At 66.8% G+C, this 18,033-nt stretch carries 10 protein-coding genes; 4 read left to right on the top strand and 6 right to left on the bottom strand.

What is annotated here, in order from left to right; genetic code table 11:
* Positions 1 to 79 precede the first annotated feature (79 nt).
* From ACWKSV_RS00530 to ACWKSV_RS00520, 3 genes are all read right to left on the bottom strand, one after another.
* Positions 80 to 1,555, bottom strand: coding sequence for a glucoamylase family protein (locus ACWKSV_RS00530; RefSeq protein WP_076715434.1), 1,476 nt, complete (start codon positions 1,553 to 1,555; stop codon positions 80 to 82).
* Positions 1,556 to 1,617: 62 nt separating this feature from the next.
* Entirely contained in the window at positions 1,618 to 4,701 is a 3,084-nt protein-coding gene (locus ACWKSV_RS00525; RefSeq protein ID WP_237243549.1) for a TonB-dependent receptor, read from the bottom strand.
* A 4-nt stretch (positions 4,702 to 4,705) separates the two neighbouring features.
* Positions 4,706 to 5,812 (bottom strand): LacI family DNA-binding transcriptional regulator, encoded by a 1,107-nt coding sequence (locus tag ACWKSV_RS00520; RefSeq protein WP_237243548.1) that lies wholly within the window; start codon positions 5,810 to 5,812, stop codon positions 4,706 to 4,708.
* 166 nt (positions 5,813 to 5,978) lie between these two features.
* Between ACWKSV_RS00520 and ACWKSV_RS00515 the strand changes: the two genes are divergently transcribed.
* The 3 genes from ACWKSV_RS00515 (at position 5,979) to ACWKSV_RS00505 (ending at position 11,782) form a co-directional block, all read left to right on the top strand.
* Positions 5,979 to 8,234: a glycoside hydrolase family 3 N-terminal domain-containing protein gene (locus tag ACWKSV_RS00515; RefSeq protein ID WP_076715432.1), complete on the top strand. Its 2,256-nt coding sequence runs from the start codon at positions 5,979 to 5,981 to the stop codon at positions 8,232 to 8,234.
* A gap of 387 nt (positions 8,235 to 8,621) precedes the next feature.
* Complete coding sequence (locus tag ACWKSV_RS00510) at positions 8,622 to 10,793, top strand: TonB-dependent hemoglobin/transferrin/lactoferrin family receptor (protein ID WP_076715430.1); 2,172 nt, start codon at positions 8,622 to 8,624, stop codon at positions 10,791 to 10,793.
* Between the two features lie 14 nt (positions 10,794 to 10,807).
* The gene (locus tag ACWKSV_RS00505; protein WP_076715429.1) at positions 10,808 to 11,782 is read left to right on the top strand and encodes a DUF6607 family protein; all 975 of its coding nucleotides are present in this window, start codon (positions 10,808 to 10,810) and stop codon (positions 11,780 to 11,782) included.
* Here the strand turns inward: ACWKSV_RS00505 and ACWKSV_RS00500 are convergent, their stop codons facing one another.
* The gene (locus tag ACWKSV_RS00500) at positions 11,783 to 12,427 is read right to left on the bottom strand and encodes an OmpA family protein (protein ID WP_076715427.1); all 645 of its coding nucleotides are present in this window, start codon (positions 12,425 to 12,427) and stop codon (positions 11,783 to 11,785) included. It lies immediately after the preceding gene.
* Positions 12,424 to 14,259 carry a cation:proton antiporter gene (locus ACWKSV_RS00495; protein WP_076715426.1) on the bottom strand — a complete coding sequence of 612 codons (1,836 nt, stop codon included), beginning with the start codon at positions 14,257 to 14,259 and terminating at the stop codon, positions 12,424 to 12,426. The genes ACWKSV_RS00500 and ACWKSV_RS00495 overlap by 4 nt, the downstream gene beginning before the upstream one ends.
* Before the next feature lie 86 nt (positions 14,260 to 14,345).
* On the opposite strand from ACWKSV_RS00495, the gene ACWKSV_RS00490 reads away from it, so the two are divergent.
* Positions 14,346 to 17,696: a PAS domain S-box protein gene (locus ACWKSV_RS00490; protein WP_083706579.1), complete on the top strand. Its 3,351-nt coding sequence runs from the start codon at positions 14,346 to 14,348 to the stop codon at positions 17,694 to 17,696.
* Between the two features lie 14 nt (positions 17,697 to 17,710).
* On the opposite strand, the gene ACWKSV_RS00485 is transcribed toward ACWKSV_RS00490, so the two are convergent.
* Complete coding sequence (locus ACWKSV_RS00485) at positions 17,711 to 17,983, bottom strand: hypothetical protein (protein WP_056439199.1); 273 nt, start codon at positions 17,981 to 17,983, stop codon at positions 17,711 to 17,713.
* Between the last annotated feature and the right edge of the window lie 50 nt (positions 17,984 to 18,033).

Here is an 18,033-nt window from a genome sequence, read left to right as displayed (position 1 = left end):
CAGAGATAAAGCAACCCGACCGACCCGCCAGGCACGCCGATGCCTCCACGGGGGCCCGGGGTCGCTAAAAAGACACCGGCTATGCCGGGGAAAGCCAGCCGCCCTTGAACCCGGCACGTTCCAGCCCGGCGCGGATATAGGGGTTTTTCTGCATCGTCTTCCAGATCAGGCCGCTGCGCCAGTTTTCGATCATGCACGCGATCGGCCCCTGGTCGATGCCGAGGAAATCGTCCGCGACCCAGCCGATATAGGGCACCACCTTGCCATGCTGCAGCTTGACGTCGGTCAGGGTCAGCGTCGGGTTGAAGCTGTCGCGAAAGCCGTAGCGGTCATAGATGGCGGTGCCATAGGTCGAGTACATGGCCCGCGCTGCGGGCAGCACGATCTCGGGCGCGAAGGCCACCGAGCCCAGTGCAGCGGTGGGTGCGATCGTGCCGTCGTCGCGGTCGCCGGGGCCGCGCGCCGAATAGGAGAAGAACTCGCGCTTGCGCCCGTTGATCTCGCGCACGAAATCCCCCGGCCCATCGCACGCGGTCAGCCCCCAGACATTCTCGCTATAGCCGCGCCAGCCCGCCGGGTTGTTGATTGCATAGCGGCGCTGCGCATAGGTCGCGCGGCGGCTATTCTCGAAATAATCGAAGCCGCGCCGCTTGGAATAGGTATCCATCAGCCCGCGAAAGTCGATCCAGACCTGGCTGTACTGATGCCCGAACAGCGGCGGGAAGGCGGTGAAGGGATTGTCGTATTTCTCGTCCCAGGACGGGTCGAACTTGGCCGTCCACGCGTCCCAGGTCGTGGGCGGCAACGCATGGGTCGGCGATCCCAGCGCCAGGACGTACAGGATCAGGCTTTCGTTATAGATGTTCCAATCGGAGCCGATGAACCCGCTCTCGGGATGCCAGCCCATTGAGACGAAGGGCTTGCGCGGCGTGATCCAGTCCCATTCGACCGCGCGGTAAAGCTGGTCGGCGAGCGCGCGGATTTCCCGCTCGGCGGGGTCGGCCTCGTCGTCGAACCAGGTCTGGACGAAGAGGACGCCGCCCAGCAACAGCGCGGTGTCGATCGTCGACAGCTCGGTCCTGGCGAAGCGATGCCCCTTGGTGACGCCGAGGAAATGGTAGAAAAACCCCTTATAGCCGGTCATCCCCTCCTTGTCCGGCCCTTGCGGGGCGTTCGCGAAGAAGCGCAGCGTGGCCAGCGTGCGCTGCGCGGCGGCGGCTCGGGTAATCCAGCCGCGCGTCGCCGCGATCGGATAGGTGGTCAGCGCGAAGCCGACCGCCGCGATCGAGGCGAAACTGGGGGTCGGCCAGCGATCGGGGGCCAGCCCGGTCGCCTGATCGGTGGTGTTCCAGAAATAGCTGACGGTCCGGCGCTGGATATCGTCCATCAGCGGATCGCTGGCGCTCGCCGGGGTGGTGCCGACCCTGGGCAGCGTGCCGGGGAAGGCCAGCAGCGGCGCCCGCTTCGGCGCGAGCGGCCCGGCGGTGCACCCCGCCAGCCACCCCGCCCCGCCCAGCGCCGTGGCGCGCAGGATATCGCGTCGATCGAACGTCATGCGGTCATTCTCGATTCTGTACCGTCACCCCGGCACCGGCCGGGGTGACGGTGGAGGACGCATCAGAAGTTGAAGCCGGCCGACAGCTTCACCGTGCGCGGCGGATTGCCGCCGATGCTGTAGGTCGACACCTCGCGATAGAGGCTCGGCGAGCCGGGCGTGCGCGTCGTGTCGCTCGGGTCGTTGTTATAGTCGACGTAATTGCGATCGTTCATCGCATTGATGATGTCGACGCGGAAGCGGATGCGCGTCGCATCGCTGATGAACTTCAATGGCACATATTTGGTGAACGCCAGGTCGAGCTGGCGACGGCCCCAGCGATCGCCCAGTCCGAACACTTCCGATCCGACCAGCGTCCGCTGATAAGGCGTCGCCGTGTCGAGCAGCGCGCGCTGGAAGGTCGGGCTCTCGATCTGGAACTTCGCCGACATCGTCACGCCCAGCGGCGTGTCGACACTGCCCGCCACCACGAAGCGGTGACGCGGCACCACGCCCGAACGCAGCATCGGGTAATCCGACGCCTTGGGGAAATCGAGCAGGAAGTAGGACGACTGGTCGTTGTTCGGCCGGTTATCCACCGCCGCGGTGAAGGTATAGGTGGCGTCGATGCTCCACGGCGAGGCCGCCGAATAGGCCTTGGTCAGCTTGGCATAGGCCGAGTCCGCGCGCGTCTCGAGCCCATTGTCGCCCAGGATGATCGCGCCGTAACCGCTGGGCGCGAAGCTGGTGTTCGGTCCCTGCGGCGCGCCCGTGGTCGGCGACGGCGCGAAGAACGACCCGTCGGGACGGCGCGTGCCGAGCAGATAGACGAAGCCGTCCTTGCTGACGATCCGGGTATAACCGACCTCCAGCTCGACCGGGTTGAACCGCCCGCGAACGCCCAGGCTGAACTGGTCCGAATAGGGGACCTTCAGGTCGTTGTTGATGAAGCGGAACTCGCGCCCGCCCGGGCTGCCATTGCCGATCAGCTGCTGGCGACCGGCGTCGGTCAGATAGATCGGGTTCCAGGGGATGCAGTTCGGTCCGGGCGTGCACGGATTGATCGTGTCGGCACCCTGGAACAGGAACTCGCGGCGCTGGAAACGGCCATTGGCCAGTTCCTGCTGCAGGAAGTCGAACTGGTTGCGGTCGTACGACCGGCCATAGCCGCCGAACACCGCGAACCGGCCCTGCTCATCCAGGCGATAGGTGAAGCCGACACGCGGCTGCCATGCGCCCTTGAACGCCTTCCGGTTGCTGCCGGTCGAGATATAGTCGCCGATCTTGTAATCCGCGTTGACCAGGTTCGGATAGTTGGCGGGCGACACCGCGTTGACGTTCTCGGCGGAGGTCACATAGTTGAGGAACGCCGGGGTCCGCTCATAATCCCAGCGCAGCCCGAGGTTCAGCGTCAGCCGGTCGGTCACGTCCCAATCGTCCTGCGCATACAGGCCAAGCTGGAAGTTCTTCGAACGGATGCGCGGATCGCCCAGGCTGCCGTTCGCGCCGAATTGCAGGCTATAGGGAATCTGGTCGTTGAACCCGCTCGCCGAGGGCAAGGTGGTGTCATAGAGATAGAGCGGATTGATGAGGTTCTGCTCCAGCGAGTTGAGCGTCACCCATTTCGCCTTCGCGCCGACCTTGAACGTGTGGTTCTCGACCCCGGTCCAGGTGAAGTCGTCCTGAACGGTCCAGCCCTTCTGCCCCTTGTCCTGGAAGCCGAGCCCGGCCCCGGTGCGGAACAGGTCGAAGGTCGACACGCTGCTGCCGTTGCGTGTCGTGGTGCGGAACTGCTGGCCGATGCCGTTCTCGGCGGGCTGGGGCGACCAGGCCACATCCTCATAGGAGACGCGCACGTCGTTGATCCACGAGTCCTCGCTATGCTGCCAGCGCAGCATGCCGCGCTTCTCGTTCACCTTGCTCAGCGTGCGCGTGGAGAAGGCGGCATTGCCGTTGCCGATCTGCACGCCGGTCTCGTTGCGATATTTGCCGGTCAGTTCGACCAGGTCCTTGTCAGTCGGCTCGAGGTCGATCTTGCCGAAATACAGGTCCTGCCGGAAGCTCGAGTTGAACGACCCGAAAATGTCGCGATACTGGGCGGGCAGGCTCGACACCGCGACGCCGTTGGTCGGCAGGATGTCGATCGGCACCTGCCGCCGCTTGCCCTCATAGCTGACGAAGAAATGCGCGACGTCCTTGACGATCGGGCCGCCCAGCGCGACGCCGAACTGCTTGTCCTCCGAGGGAATCTTGGCGATCTTGGCGGGATAGATTTCGGTCGGGCGACGGTCGCGCAGATTCTGATTGGTGAAGTCGAAAAAGCCCTCGCCATGGAATTCATTGGTGCCCGACTTGGTGCCCGCGATGATGGCGACCGAGCTGACCTGGTCCAGCTCCGCCTTGTAGTTGGACGACAGAACCTGATACTCGCCGATCGCGAGCTGCGGGAACGGGTTGCCGGGCGAGCTGTCCTGGCCGGTCAGACCGCCGCGCAGCACGTAATCCTTCTGGCTGACGCCGTCGATGAAGACGTTGACCGAGTTGCTCCCTTGCGCCCCGCCCTGGATGCGCGAGCTGCCGTCCGAGCTTTCGATGAAGCGCACGCCGGGTGCGAGATCGGCGAAGGCCAGGAAGTTGCGGCTGTTCTGCGGCAACTGCTCGATCAGGCGCGGCGTGATGTTGATGCCGACCTGCCCGCCGGACAGCGAGCGGATGCGGCTGCCGGTGACGATGATGTCGCCCTGCTGCGCCTCGGCGGGCGGCGGCGCGGTCTCACCGGCGGTATTGTCGCCCGGCTCGGGCTGGGCCGGTGCCGGGGCGGTGGTCAGGTCGAGGTCGAGCCCGGCATTCTGCCCGACACGCAAGGTGAACTGGTCCGAATTGCGCGTGCCGTTCTGAAGGCGGATCTCCAGCCGATAGGCGCCAGCCCGCAGCGACGGGAAATTATAGCTGCCGTCCGCGCCGGGCACGACCGTACGGCGAAAGCCGGTGTCGACCTCGACCAGCGTCACGTCCTGCAGCGGATTGTCGGGCGCGGTGCGGATCACGCCGCGCAGCGCCGCCTGCCCGGCCTGCGCCATGGCGGGCGCGCTCCACATCGTCGCGGTGCCCAGCCCCGCCAGCATCGTCGCCCCGGCGAGCGCCAGCCTGAAAGCGTTCCGTGTCATAAACCTATCCCCTGTCCGTTTCTCTTGTTGTCTCGCGCACCATCAGATGCGGGACGATGACCTCGTCCGCCCCGGTGGATGCGTCTCCCGAAGATTCTTCGCGCGCGCCCGCGATCTGCGCGGCAAGCTGCGCCACGGCCCGCACGCCCATCGCCGCGATATCGATCGCGACGCTGGTCAGTGCCGGGCTCACCAGCCGTGCCAATGGAATGTCGTCGAACCCGGCGACCGCCACCTGTTCCGGCACCGCAATGCCGTGGCGCTTCAGCGCCATCAGCGCGCCGATCGCCATCATGTCGTTCGCGGCGAAGATCGCATCCGCCGCCAGCGTTCCCGCCGCGACGCGTTCACCGACCTTGGTGCCGCTGGCCTCCAGAAAGTCGCCCTCGATCACGCTCAGGGCCACGCCCGCCTCGGCGGCGGCGGCCTCCGCGCCCGCGCGCCGCTCCTGCGCGTCGAGATTGCCCGCGGGGCCGGAGATATGGACGATCCGCTTCGCCCCGCCCGCCGCCAGATGCGTGACGGCGGCGGCCGCCCCGGCGCGATTGTCGATCCGCAGGTTCGGGCTGCCGACCTGTGGCGCGCAGGCCAGGAACACGGCCGCCAGCCCGCGCGGCATGTGCCGGGCGAGGACATCGGGGTCGAGTTCCGGCGCCATCACCACCAGCCCGTCGACCTGCCCGCGCAGCGCCGTCAGCGTGTCGAGACCGCGCCCGTCGTGAAGCACGGTCAGCAGCAGTCCCAGTCGGCGCGTGCTCGCCTCGCGGTCCATGCCGCGCAGCAATTCGGAGAAAAATTCTCCGTGCAGGTCGGGCAGCACCACCCCGATCGCGCCGGTCCGTGCCATGCTCAGGCTTCGCGCGCCAGCATGGGGGACATAGCCCAGTTGCGCGGCCGCTTCCTCGACGCGTGTACGCATCTCCGCGCGGACGTGGTCGCGCCCGTTGAATACCCGCGACACCGACGCGACCGAGACGCCCGCCACCCGCGCGACGTCATGGATCGTCGCATGGGCCCTTTGCGCCGCCGGAGCGGCGACAGGGGCACCGCGCGCCGCCGGAGTGGCGGCAGGAGATGTGGGTCGGGCAGGCGACATGGCCGGCTGAAGCATCCTCTCTGTATCGCGGGCTTGTAACCGCTTACAGAAACCGCTTACATGAAGCCGACATGACAATCAATCGGTCGATTGGTCGGCGTAACGAAATCCGGACGGCGGCCTGGAATATGATCCGGGCAACGGCGTAGACGGCATCGAAATGACGTGGAAAGGGAGCAGGATGGACGGGCAGGATCGGCGGATTTCACGGCGCGCATGGCTGGCCGGAGCGGGTGCGGCGCTGGCATGGTCGGCCAGTCCGGCACGTGCCCTGCTTTCCCTCGTTGCCGAACGACCGCTTCCCGCGACGGTCGAGGCGCTGATCCCGCGCATGACGCTGGCCGAAAAGGCCGGGCAGCTCAACCTGCTCGCCGCCGCCTGGGCGGGGGGCGCGGCGACCTCGCTCAATCCGGCGGGCGCGGCGTCGAGCTTCGACACGCAATTGCGCATGGTGCGCCGGGGCGAGCTGACCGGCGTGTTCAACGGCAATGGCGCGGAAATGGCGCGCCGGATGCAGACCGAGGCGGTGCGCCGATCGCGGCTGAAGATCCCGCTGCTGTTCGCCGCCGACGTCATCCACGGCCTGCGCACCGTCTTTCCGGTGCCGCTGGCCGAGGCGGCCAGCTTCGATCCCGATCTGGCGCGCCGAACCGCCCGCGCGGCGGCGGTCGAGGCGGCGGCCTCGGGGATCGACTGGACCTTCGCGCCGATGGTCGACATCGCCCGCGACGCACGCTGGGGTCGCGGCGTCGAGGGTTCGGGCGAGGATGTGCTGCTCGGCCGGTTGATGGCGGCGGCGCGCGTCCAGGGGTTTCAGGGCAGCGGCCTCGCCGCACCGGATGCAGTCGCGGCCTGCGCCAAGCATTTCGTGGCTTACGGCGCGGGCGAGGCGGGGCTCGATTATAACAGCGTCGACGTGTCGGAACGGACGTTGCGCGACATTTATTTCCCGCCCTTCCAGGCGGCGTTCGCGGCCGGAGCGCCGACCGTCATGGCGTCGTTCAACGATCTGTCGGGGATACCCGCCACCGGCAACCCATGGCTGCTCGATACCGTCCTGCGCAAGGAATGGGGGTTTGGCGGATTGGTCGTCTCCGACTATACCGGCGACGAGGAACTGATCGCGCACGGTTTCGCCAAGGACGGACGCGATGCGGCGCGGCTGGCCTTTCTGGCCGGGGTCGACATGTCGATGCAGAGCGGCCTGTATCTCAAATATCTCCCCGATCTGGTCGAAAAGGGCGAGGTGCCGCTGGCCCGGCTGGACGAGGCGGTGCGCCGCGTGCTCGCGCTCAAGGTCGCGCTCGGTCTGTTCGACGATCCGTTCCGCCGCATCGACCCGGCGCGCGAAAAGGCACGGATTCGCACGCCCGAGACGCTGGCGCTGGCGCGCGAGGCGGGCGCGCGCAGCATCGTCATGCTTCGCAACGAGGGCGACCTGCTCCCCCTGCCCCGCTCGGGCAAGAAGATCGCGCTGATCGGACCCTTTGCGGGTGGCGGGCATGACCTGATCGGGCCATGGAACGTCTATGGCACCGACCGCGAGGCCGTCGATCTGGTCACGGCAGTGCGTGAGACGCTCGCCGATGCGACCCTGGACGATGGCAGCGATGTGGCGCGTGCCGTCGCCACGGCGCGCAACGCCGACATCGTGGTTCTCGCGATCGGCGAGACGCAGAATATGTCGGGCGAGGCGCAGTCGCGCACCGAAATCACCGTGCCCGCCGAACAACAGGCGCTGGCCGAAGCGATCGCCGCGACCGGCAAACCCTATGTCGTGCTGCTGCGCACCGGGCGCGCGCTGGCCCTGACCGGCGCGGTGGCGAAGGCTCCTGCCCTGCTGGTGACGTGGTTCCTGGGCTCGCAGGATGGGCCCGCCATCGCCGATGTACTGTTCGGAACGGTGTCGCCCTCGGCACGACTGCCCGTGTCCTTCCCGCGCGCCAGCGGACAGGTGCCCTATTATTATGCGCATCGCAGCACGGGCCGCCCCAATCCGTCGGGGCCACTCCAGCCCTACAAGACGCATTTCCGCGACCATCCGAACAGTGCCTTGTTCCCGTTCGGGCACGGCCTGACCTATGGCGAGATGGTCTATTCGAACCTGCGCCTGAGCAGCCCGACGATGGGCGACACCCCGCTGACGATCCGGGCGACCGTCACCAATAGCGGTCGCATGACGGCGACCGAAGTGGTCCAGCTCTATATCCACGACGTCGTGGCCAGCGTGACCCAGCCGGTGCGCGTGATGAAGGCCTTTACCCGCGTCACCCTGGCACCCGGCGCGACACAGGAGGTGACCTTCACCCTCACCCGCGCCGACCTGTCCTTCACCGGCCGCGACCTGAAGCCGACCACCGAACCCGGCGCTTTCCGCCTCTGGGTCGCCCCATCGGCCGAGGCCGAAGGGCTTGCAGGCATGTTCACCTTGGCGTGATTGTGTCGCCCCCTTCGATCCGGACACGGTCCGAAGGGGGCACGGCAAGGCGCGGCGAACTTGCCAATCTCCTCAATGACGGGGCGACGCCAGATCGCCGCGGCATTTCGACGCCGTTCTCAAAAATCACGTTCTGAATGACTGTAGTTGCGGTGAGCTGCGCTCCCATGCGCGGGCGAACTGCGATAACGGTCCATGGACCAATTCGGTTTATCCATGGGATGGCCGCACGCGAGACGCGGCCGTAGCGATGCGATGTCTGCCTCAACCCAGCACTGAAACGCACAACCCCACAATAAGTAATGCGACTCATTCTCATATTTTGGTTGCGCACGTTATTCCGCGCTGATTAATGAGAATGATTGTTAATATCTAAAGGGGTGATTCATGCTTTTGACGCTGGCCGCGATGGCAGCGCTCGGACAGCCTGTGCGCGAGGAAGACGCGACGGAGCAGCGTGATGTCGTCGTCACCGCAACCCGCGCACCGATCAAGGCACAGGATGCGCCGGTGACCGTTTCGGTCAAGAATGCCGATGAGATTGCGGACGAACTGGCGACCGATATCAAGGATCTGGTTCGCTTCGAACCGGGGATCAGCGTACGGCGTGCGCCCACCCGCTTCGGCGCGGCGCTTGGCACGACGGGCCGCGCGGGGAATGAGGGCTTCGTCGTTCGCGGCATCGGCGGCAACCGCGTCCTGATCCAGGTCGACGGCGTCCGTGTCCCCTATGGCTTCAGCTTCGGCGCGCAGGATGTCGGGCGCGGCGACTATGTCGATCTGGGCCTGATCAAGTCGGTCGAGTTTCTGCGGGGGCCCGCCTCCGCCCTGTACGGCAGCGACGGTCTGGCGGGGGCGGTGAGTTTCACCACCAGCGACCCCGCCGACATATTGGGCGGCAAGACGTTCGGCGGCTCGCTGCGGACACAGTATAATTCGGCGGACGAGGAGTTCACTCAGTCGGGGGTCGTCGCGGGCCGCTCGGGCGCGGTATCGGCGATGCTGGCCTATACGCGGCGCGACTTTTCCGAACTGAAGAACAAGGGCGATGTCGAGGGCACCGGCGTCACCCGGACCGCACCCAATCCGCAGGACGGGCGGGCCAATGCGCTGCTCGGCAAGCTGGTCTGGGACGTCGCACCCGGGCATCGCCTTCGCGCCACCGGCGAGTATCTCGACAACCGCATCGAAACCGAGGTGCTGACCGGGATCAACCGCAATGTCGCGGGGTTGCAGGCGCGCGACACGGGCAAGCGATGGCGCGCCGGGCTCGACTGGACCTATGACGGGGCCGGGCTCGTCCAGTTCGCGCGTGCGGCAGCCTATGTCCAGGACGCGGACAACCGCCAGTTCAGCGCCGAGGATCGGGTGACGCTGGCGGACCGCACCCGGCTCAACACGCTGGAAAACCGGGTCTATGGCGGATCGGGCGAGATACGGCTGGGCTTTTCGACCGGTCCGATCACCCACCGGCTGGTGACGGGCGCCGATATCAGCGTGCTGCGTCAGCGCGGGTTGCGCGACGGCACGGTTCCGCCTGCGGGCGAGACCTTCCCGACGCGCGCCTTTCCGACGACCGACTTCACCCTGGCCGGGGCCTTTGTCGGGGATGAGATCGGCATCGGGCCGCTGACCCTGCATCCCGCCCTGCGCTACGACTGGTATCGTCTGTCGCCCGACCGCGATCCACTGCTGCCCCAATTTGTCGGCGCCGCCCAATCGGCGGACCGGCTGAGCCCGCGCATCGGCGCGGTCCTGACCCTCGCCCCCGCCTTGCGGCTGTTCGCCAGCTATGCGCGCGGCTTCCGGGCGCCCGAGCCGGGGCAGATCAACCAGTTCTTCTCGAACCTGGCCTTTGGCTATACCTCGATCCCCAACCCGAACCTGCGCCCGGAAACCAGCGAGGCGATCGAGGCGGGGCTGCGCCTGAACAGCGAGGTCGTCGATCTGTCGGCCAGCGTCTTCCGGGCCGATTATCGCGACTTCATCAGTCAGGAGGTCGTGGGCGGCACCTTCACGCCCGCCGACCCCGCCTTGTACCAGTTCGTCAATCTCGACCGGGCCAAGGTGAAGGGCGCGGAGGCCCGCCTCGAGGGGCGGGCGCGCAATGGCCTGACCGGGCAACTCGCCCTGTCCTATGCCGAGGGCGAACAGATTGCCGCCAACGACGCCCGCAGGCCGCTCGCCACCGTCGATCCGCTCAAACTGGTGATGGGCATCGGCTGGCGCGAACCGGACCATGGGCGTTTTGGCGGTCAGGTCATCATGACGCACAGCGCGCGCAAGGCGGCTCGGGACACCACCGGCCTGTGCAGTACGGAATGTTTCCGGCCCGCCGCCTTCACGATCCTGGACGCGACGCTGTTCGCCCGGGTGACGGACGCGCTGACGCTGCGTGCGGGTATCTTCAACCTGACCAATGCCACTTATGCCTGGTGGTCCGACGTCCGCGGCCTCGGCGTGCCGCGCCCCCTGCCCGCGGGCGCCGCCGATGTGCCGCCCATCGCCTTCACCCAGCCGGGCCGCAACGCCAGCGCCTCGCTCACCCTCCGTTTCTGAAAAGGGTCTATCCGATGAAGAACCGTTCGATGCTGATCGTCGCGGCGCTCGCGCTGCTGCCCGTCCCCGCCCTGGCCGATGGTCCGCTGCGGCAGACCGCCGTCGAGGCACAGGCCGCCAAGGCCGCCGACCGCGCCGACATCCTGGCGATGGCCGGAACCTATAAGGTCCGCTTCGACATGCAGGAAACGACACCCTGGGTGGCGGGCTACACGCCGCTGGACCGCAAGATTTCGGGCGGGAACGAGGTGGTTCGCGTGATCGAGGACAGGCCCGACCATATCGCGCTCCAGCATCTGCTGGTCGTCGAGCATGACGGCGAGACCCATGTCATCAAGCATTGGCGGCAGGACTGGGATTACCAGCCCTCGCGCGTGCTGGTCTATGCCGGTCAGGGCCAATGGATGTGGGAAGCCGTGCCCGAACGGATGCGCGCCGGGCGCTGGTCGCAGACCGTCTATCAGGTCGATGACAGCCCGCGCTATGCCGGATGGGGCCAGTTCGAGACGCAAGGAGGTGTCCGCCGCTGGCGATCCAACTGGACCTGGCGCCCGCTGGCCCGCCGCGATGCCGTCCGCCATCCGGTCTATGACCGCTATTATGCGATCAACCGGCATCAGCCGACGCCGACCGGCTGGGTGCATTGGCAGGACAATATGAAGATGGGCCTCAAGGACGGCAAACTCGTCCCCATCGTTCAGGAATCGGTGCTGAACACCTATGAACGCTTCGACGGCTTTGATGGGAAGGCGGCCGACGATTACTGGGCAAAGACCAAGGATTACTGGGCCGCCGTGCGGGCGGCCTGGAGCCGGGTGGCCGATACGAAGGGCGGCATCGCGGTTCAGGAGCAGGCGGAAACCGGGACGGTCATCAGCGGTCGCCTGCTGACCATCGCCGACGACATCCGGTCGGGCAAGATGACCAGCGAGGCCGGAACGGCCGAGGCGACCGTGCTGATCGATCGGAACACCAAAAGGACCGGATGATCAGGACGGATCACTGCCCTCGGCCGCCGGTGCGGCCTTGGGCAGGTCCACCTTGATCTCGACCCGGCGGTTCTTGTCGCGCCCCTCGGGATCGTCTGAGCCGTCGAGCTTGCGGTTGGGGGCGATCGGCCGTGCCTCGCCCAGCGCGATGACGGTGATCCGCTCCGCCGCGACGCCCTTCTTGACCAGATAGTCCCGCGCCGCCTCGGCCCGCTTGCGCGAGGCGATCAGGTTGGAGGCGTCCGAGCCGGAGGAGTCGCTATGCCCCCAGATGGTGATCGGCCCGCCCAGCGCGAGCACGGGATCGGCGGCCAGCGTGTCGAGCAGGGCGATCCCGGCCGCATCGGGCTGGGCGCCCTTGGCCGGGAATGGGACGGTCAGTTCGACCGGCTCGGCGGGCGGCGTCGGGGTGGGCGAAGGTTCGACATCCGGGCGGATGATCGACTTCTTGGCCTCTTCCGGTTCCTCCGCCGCCACCGCATTGCCCGGCATGGCCATATTGCTTTCGGCCTCGACATTGGCCGGGGTTTCGGCGGCTTCGTTCGCGGCCGATTCGCGGCTCGGCTGACAGGCGGCGATGCCCAGCGCGACCAGGGCCGTCGCGACGGCGCGTGCGGCCCGGATGTTCCCTGTCGGTATCGTCATGCGACTACCTCTCCCGTTTCGAAGACCTGATTAGCGTCCGGATCGCCGTGACGCGAGGGGCCGTAGGATATGACGATGTCGCCATTTTGCGGGGCCGGCCGGGCGGCATGGGTGAAGAAGCGGATGAGACCGTCCTTGCGCAGCACGAGCAGCATGTCGGCCTCGTCCGGCAGGATCGACCGGGCATGGTCGAACTTGAACTGCTCGCTGATCCGCGTCTTGCGGAAGGTCCAGCCCGCCGCTTCGCGCCGCAGGATGTCCTCGACGCCGTGCCCGGCGGTGAACATCGCGCGGCCCCGAAGGGCTTCGGGCAGGCGGCGATGATCCTCATGGTCGCCGCTGCCGCCCAGCTGATAGACCGAGTCCCGACCGATATCGTGCGCGAACTCGCTACAGACCAGCGCGTTATACGCCTCGTTCTCGGTGGTTGCGACCAGCACCTGGAACTGGGTGAGGTCGAGCCGTTCCTCGGTCGTCTCGGCCAGGATCTCGCCATGATAGGTCTCGATCCCCGCCTGACGCGCAGCCGACAGGCGCTGCCAGCTGGTGTCGACGATCATCACGGGCAGGCCCAGCGACTGGATCTGGCGGGCGAGCGAAATGCTCCACGGCGTGCTGCCCACGACCAGCAGCCCCTTCTGCGTCGCCCCCGTCACCTTCAGCCAGCGCGCGACATGGCGGATGCTGAAACCGTGGGCGACGATCGTCGCGACCACCACCGCAAAGGACAGGGTGACGAGGATATTGCCGTTGCCATAGCCCAGCTGGTCGAGCCGCAGCGCGAACAGACCCGACACCGCCACCGCGACGACGCCGCGCGGCGCGATCCAGGCGATCAGCAACCGCTCGTTCCAGGGCAGCTTGCTGAAGGCCAGCGCGATCAGCACGGTCGCCGGGCGGACCAGGAACAGCAGCGCGAACAGGAAGGCGGCGAAGCGCCACTCGAACAGGCGCAGCACCTCGAAATCCAGCGACGCGGACAGCAGCACGAACACGCCGGAGATCAGCAGGACGGTCACATTCTCCTTGAACGGATGAATGTCGCGCAGCGAGTCCAGCCGCATATTGGCGATCGCGATGCCCATGACGGTCACTGCCAGCAGCCCGGTTTCCTGCTGGATCAGGTTGGACAGGACGAAGGTGCCGATCACCGCGACGAGTAGGACCGGGGCCTTGAGATATTCGGGCACATGGCCGCGCGGAAAGGCCCAGGCGATGGCCCGCGCCATGCCATAGCCGATCAGCCCCGACACCACCGCCGCGCCCAGCAGCGCGATGACGACCGACGCCAGCGTGCCCCCCTCGTCGACGCGGCGCAGATATTCATAGGTGATGACGGCGCACAGCGCGCCGAACGGATCGTTGACGATCGCTTCCCATTTCAGGATCGCACGCGGGCGCGCCGCGATATTGCTCTGGCGCAGCAGGGGGATGACGACAGTCGGCCCCGTCACCACCAATATGCCGGCAAACAGGATCGCCACCGGCCAGACCAGCCCCGCGACATAGTAACAGGCCAGCGACCCCAGCACCCAGCCCAGCGGGATGCCGATCATCATCAACCGCGTGACCGCCCCTTCGGTCTTGCGAAGCTCCCGAAAATTGAGGCTTAGCCCGCCCTCGAACAGGATCAGCGCGACCGCCACCGAGATCATCGGTTCCAGCAGATCGCCAAAGGTGTGTTCGGGAATGATAAGACCGGTGATCGGTCCGGCGATGACACCGGCGGCCAGCATCAGGGCGATGGCGGGCCACCCCGTCCGCCACGCAATCCACTGCGCGCCGATGCCCAGAACACCGATCAGCGCGAAAACGAGTGCTTGTTGTTCCATGGTGCCGTGTAACTCACAGGCTTCCCAAAGGTAACCGCTGCCCCGCCATATGCGGTGCGCCGGGCACGATCCGCCGAAAAGGGATCATGCCTGACGTAAAGGATATCGAAGGGTTGCGCCGCGCCTACAGTTGCGCGGGCGTCACAAGTCGGTATTTTTGCGCCCCGTTCCACCTCAACGCCATGGCCGGATCATCGATGGACCATAACGACAGCGACGCGCCCGAGAGACGCAGGCTTGCGGCGTTGGATCGCTATGGCGTGATGGACACGCCGCGCGAGCCGACTTTCGACGAACTCGCCGCGCTGACTGCCAGGCTGTGCGATACGCAGATCGCGGTCGTGAACCTGGTCGGCGAAGGACGCCAGTTCTTCAAGGCGGAGGTCGGCCTGGGGGTGCGCGAGACGCCGCTGCACAGCTCCTTCTGCGCGCATGCCTTGCTGGAGGAGGATTTCCTGATCGTGCCCGACCTGCGCGAGGATGCGCGGTTCGCCTGCAATCCGCTGGTCACCGGGTCCCCGCATATCCGGGCCTATGCGGGCGCCTTGCTGAAGACCGGGGACGGATTGGCGATCGGCACGCTCTGCGTCCTCGACTATCGCCCGCGCGCATTCACCGATGTGCAGCAGGAAACGCTGCGCGTGCTGGCGCGGCAGGTGATGGCGCAACTCGATCTGCGCCGCTCCGTCGAGGAACTCGACCGACAGAATGAGGCGCTGCGGGCCAGTGAGGAACGGATGCGTCTGATCCTCGACAGCGCACGGGATTATGCGATCATCGCGACCGATACCGACCGGCGGATCACCAGCTGGTCGGCGGGCGCGCAGGCGATCTTCGACTGGCGCGACGGGGATGCGCTCGGCCGCCCCATCGACGAAATTTTCGTGCCCCAGGACCGTGCCGAAGGCATTCCGGCCCGGCACATGGCCCGCGCCGCCGCGGAGGGTTGCGCGCCGGACCTTCGCTGGCATCGCAAGCCGGACGGCGCGCTCGTGCTGCTCAACGGCACGACCCATCCGATCAGGGACGGCGCCGACCGGATCATCGGCTATCTGAAGATCGGCCGGAACGAGACTGAGGACCGGGCGCGGGATGCCGAACTGGCCCGGGCGCGTGTCGAGCTGGTCGACAGCGAGGACCGGTTCCGCAACATGGCGGACCATGCGCCGGTCATGATGTGGATGACCGATGCGGACGGTGTCTGCACCTATCTCAACCGCCGCTGGTACGAATATACCGGTCAGACATGTGACGAAGCGCTGGGCTATGGCTGGCTCAACGCCACCCACCCCGACGACCGGGCCGAGGCGGATCGCATCTTCGGCCAGGCCAATACGACGCATACCTCGTTCCGCATCGACTATCGCCTGCGCCGGGCGGACGGGTCTTATGGCTGGGCGATCGATGCCGCCTCGCCGCGTTTCGGCCCGGATGGCGAGTTTCTGGGCTATATCGGCTCGGTCATCGACATCGCCGACCGGCGCGCGGCCGAGGATGCCCTGCGTCACGCCAATGCCATGCTCGCGGCGGTCATGGAGGCGGTGCCTGGCGTCGTCTATGCCAAGGACAGCAGCGGCCGGATGCTCGCCGCCAATCGCGGGACGGTCGAACTGGTCGGCAAGCCGATCGAGGCGATCATCGGGCGGACCGACCTGGAATTCCTGGACGACCGGGCGCAGGCGGAAATCGTCATGGCCAATGACCGGCGGGTCATGACCGAAGGCCGGACCGAAGTGCTGGAGGAACAGGTCGACTTCCCGGACGGGACGCACGCGACATGGCTGTCGACCAAGGCGCCATTCCGCGATGCGGCGGGCCATGTCGTCGGACTGGTCGGTTCGTCGATCGACATCACCGAGCGAAAGCGGGCCGAGCAAGCGCTGCAGCGGATGAACGAGACGCTGGAGGACGAGGTCGCCGAACGCACCGCCGAGCGCGACCGCATGTGGGATACCTCGCCCGACCTGATGCTGGTCATCGACTTTTACGGCGTGGTCCGGCGGGTCAATCCGGCCTGGACCAGCCTTCTGGGCTATGATCAGGCCGAACTGGTCGGCCGTCACGTCAACGAATTCGTCGTGTCCGAGGACCATGACGACACGGTCTATGCCTATGAGTTGGCGGCGAACGGCGGCAAGCCGGTGGTGCAGAACCGGTATCGCCACAAGGACGGCTCGATCCGCTGGATTTCCTGGAACGCAGCGCCTGCCGGCGACATGACCTATGCCACCGGCCGCGACGTGACCGCGCAGAAGGAACAGGCGCTTGCGCTGGCACAGGCCGAGGAACAGCTTCGCCAGGCGCAGAAGATGGAGGCGGTGGGCCAGCTGACCGGCGGTCTGGCGCATGATTTCAACAATCTGCTGACGGCGGTGACGGGCGGCCTCGAACTGCTCGCCATGCGGATCGCCAAGGGGCAGCATGACCAGCTCGACCGCTACATCTCCATGGCGCAGAATGGGGCGCACCGGGCCGCCGCGCTGACCCAGCGGCTGCTCGCCTTTTCGCGACGACAGACGCTGGCGCCCAAGCCCACCGATGTCGACCGCCTGATCGCGGGGATGGAGGACATCATCGTCCGCACCATCGGTCCCGCCATAGAGGTGACGTTCGCCTCCGCGCCGGGCCTGTGGCCGATCCTGGTCGACGCGCCGCAGCTGGAAAGCGCGCTGCTGAACCTGTGCATCAACGCACGCGACGCCATGCCCGAGGGCGGCAAGCTGACCATCGAGACCGCCAACAAGACGCTCGACACCCGCGCAGCGGCGGCGCAGGACCTGCCCGCAGGCGACTATGTCTCGCTGTGCGTCACCGATACCGGCACCGGCATGACGCCCGAGGTGATGGAGCGCGTCTTCGACCCCTTCTTCACCACCAAGCCGATCGGCGAGGGCACCGGGCTGGGCCTGTCGATGATCTATGGTTTCGTCCGCCAGTCGGGCGGCCAGGTCCGCATCTATTCGGAAGTCGGCACTGGCACCACGATGCGGCTATACCTGCCCCGCCTGCCCGGTGAGCATGAACTGGCGGATCCGCACGAAACCTCCGCGAACCGGCACCGCGCGCATGAGGGGGAGACGGTCCTTCTGGTGGAGGATGAAAGCGCGATCCGCGATCTGGTCGGCGAAGTGCTGCGCGATGCCGGATACCGCGTGCTGACCGCCAGCAACGGCCCGATGGGCGTCTCGCTGCTGCAATCGGCCGAACGGATCGACCTGCTCGTCACCGATGTCGGCTTACCCGGCGGATTGAACGGTCGTCAGGTCGCCGATGCGGGCCGGGCGGTTCGCCCTGCGCTCAAAATCCTGTTCGTCACCGGCTATGCCGCCAATGCCGCGGTCGGCGCAGGCCATTTGGATGAGGGCATGGAGGTACTGACCAAGCCGTTCAACATATTGGAACTGGAACGCCGCGTCGGCGAAATGCTGTCGGGCTGAAGCGCGCCCCGCCCCTATAGCCCGACCCGGTCGATCATCGTTGCGAGTTCGACCGGAAGCGCGGTCTCGCCCTTGGGGAGCAGCCGATTGAGGGCCGTCTGCACCCGCTTGCGTGCGACCTGATACGCCTTGTGCCGGATCGAGCGGGTCGCATTCGTTCGCCAGGACGAACTCTCGCCGAGCAGCGCCTCCCACTTGGCCTCCTCCGCCTCCAGGATCGACAGCGCCAGTCGCAGGCCGTCGCGCCGTCCGCGTGCATAATCGTCGGATTTCTCTGCTTTCTCCATCACCCTGCACGCTGCCCCCGATCCGGGTCCGAGGCAAGTCGGCGGTCAGG

The sequence above is a fragment of the Sphingomonas sp. SphC10 genome (assembly GCF_057004845.1).
Note: the sequence above shows the minus strand (reverse complement) of the source record. Positions and strands in the feature narration are given on the sequence as shown.

What these genes read in the sequence shown, in the direction of transcription:
- ACWKSV_RS00485 (WP_056439199.1), bottom strand. Translation starts at nt 17,983, where the DNA reads ATGGAGAAAGCAGAGAAATCCGACGATTATGCACGCGGACGGCGCGAC.
- ACWKSV_RS00530 (WP_076715434.1), bottom strand. Translation starts at nt 1,555, where the DNA reads ATGACGTTCGATCGACGCGATATCCTGCGCGCCACGGCGCTGGGCGGG.
- ACWKSV_RS00490 (WP_083706579.1), top strand. Translation starts at nt 14,346, where the DNA reads ATGCCTGACGTAAAGGATATCGAAGGGTTGCGCCGCGCCTACAGTTGC.
- ACWKSV_RS00500 (WP_076715427.1), bottom strand. Translation starts at nt 12,427, where the DNA reads ATGACGATACCGACAGGGAACATCCGGGCCGCACGCGCCGTCGCGACG.
- ACWKSV_RS00510 (WP_076715430.1), top strand. Translation starts at nt 8,622, where the DNA reads ATGCTTTTGACGCTGGCCGCGATGGCAGCGCTCGGACAGCCTGTGCGC.
- ACWKSV_RS00525 (WP_237243549.1), bottom strand. Translation starts at nt 4,701, where the DNA reads ATGACACGGAACGCTTTCAGGCTGGCGCTCGCCGGGGCGACGATGCTG.
- ACWKSV_RS00505 (WP_076715429.1), top strand. Translation starts at nt 10,808, where the DNA reads ATGAAGAACCGTTCGATGCTGATCGTCGCGGCGCTCGCGCTGCTGCCC.
- ACWKSV_RS00495 (WP_076715426.1), bottom strand. Translation starts at nt 14,259, where the DNA reads ATGGAACAACAAGCACTCGTTTTCGCGCTGATCGGTGTTCTGGGCATC.
- ACWKSV_RS00520 (WP_237243548.1), bottom strand. Translation starts at nt 5,812, where the DNA reads ATGCTTCAGCCGGCCATGTCGCCTGCCCGACCCACATCTCCTGCCGCC.
- ACWKSV_RS00515 (WP_076715432.1), top strand. Translation starts at nt 5,979, where the DNA reads ATGGACGGGCAGGATCGGCGGATTTCACGGCGCGCATGGCTGGCCGGA.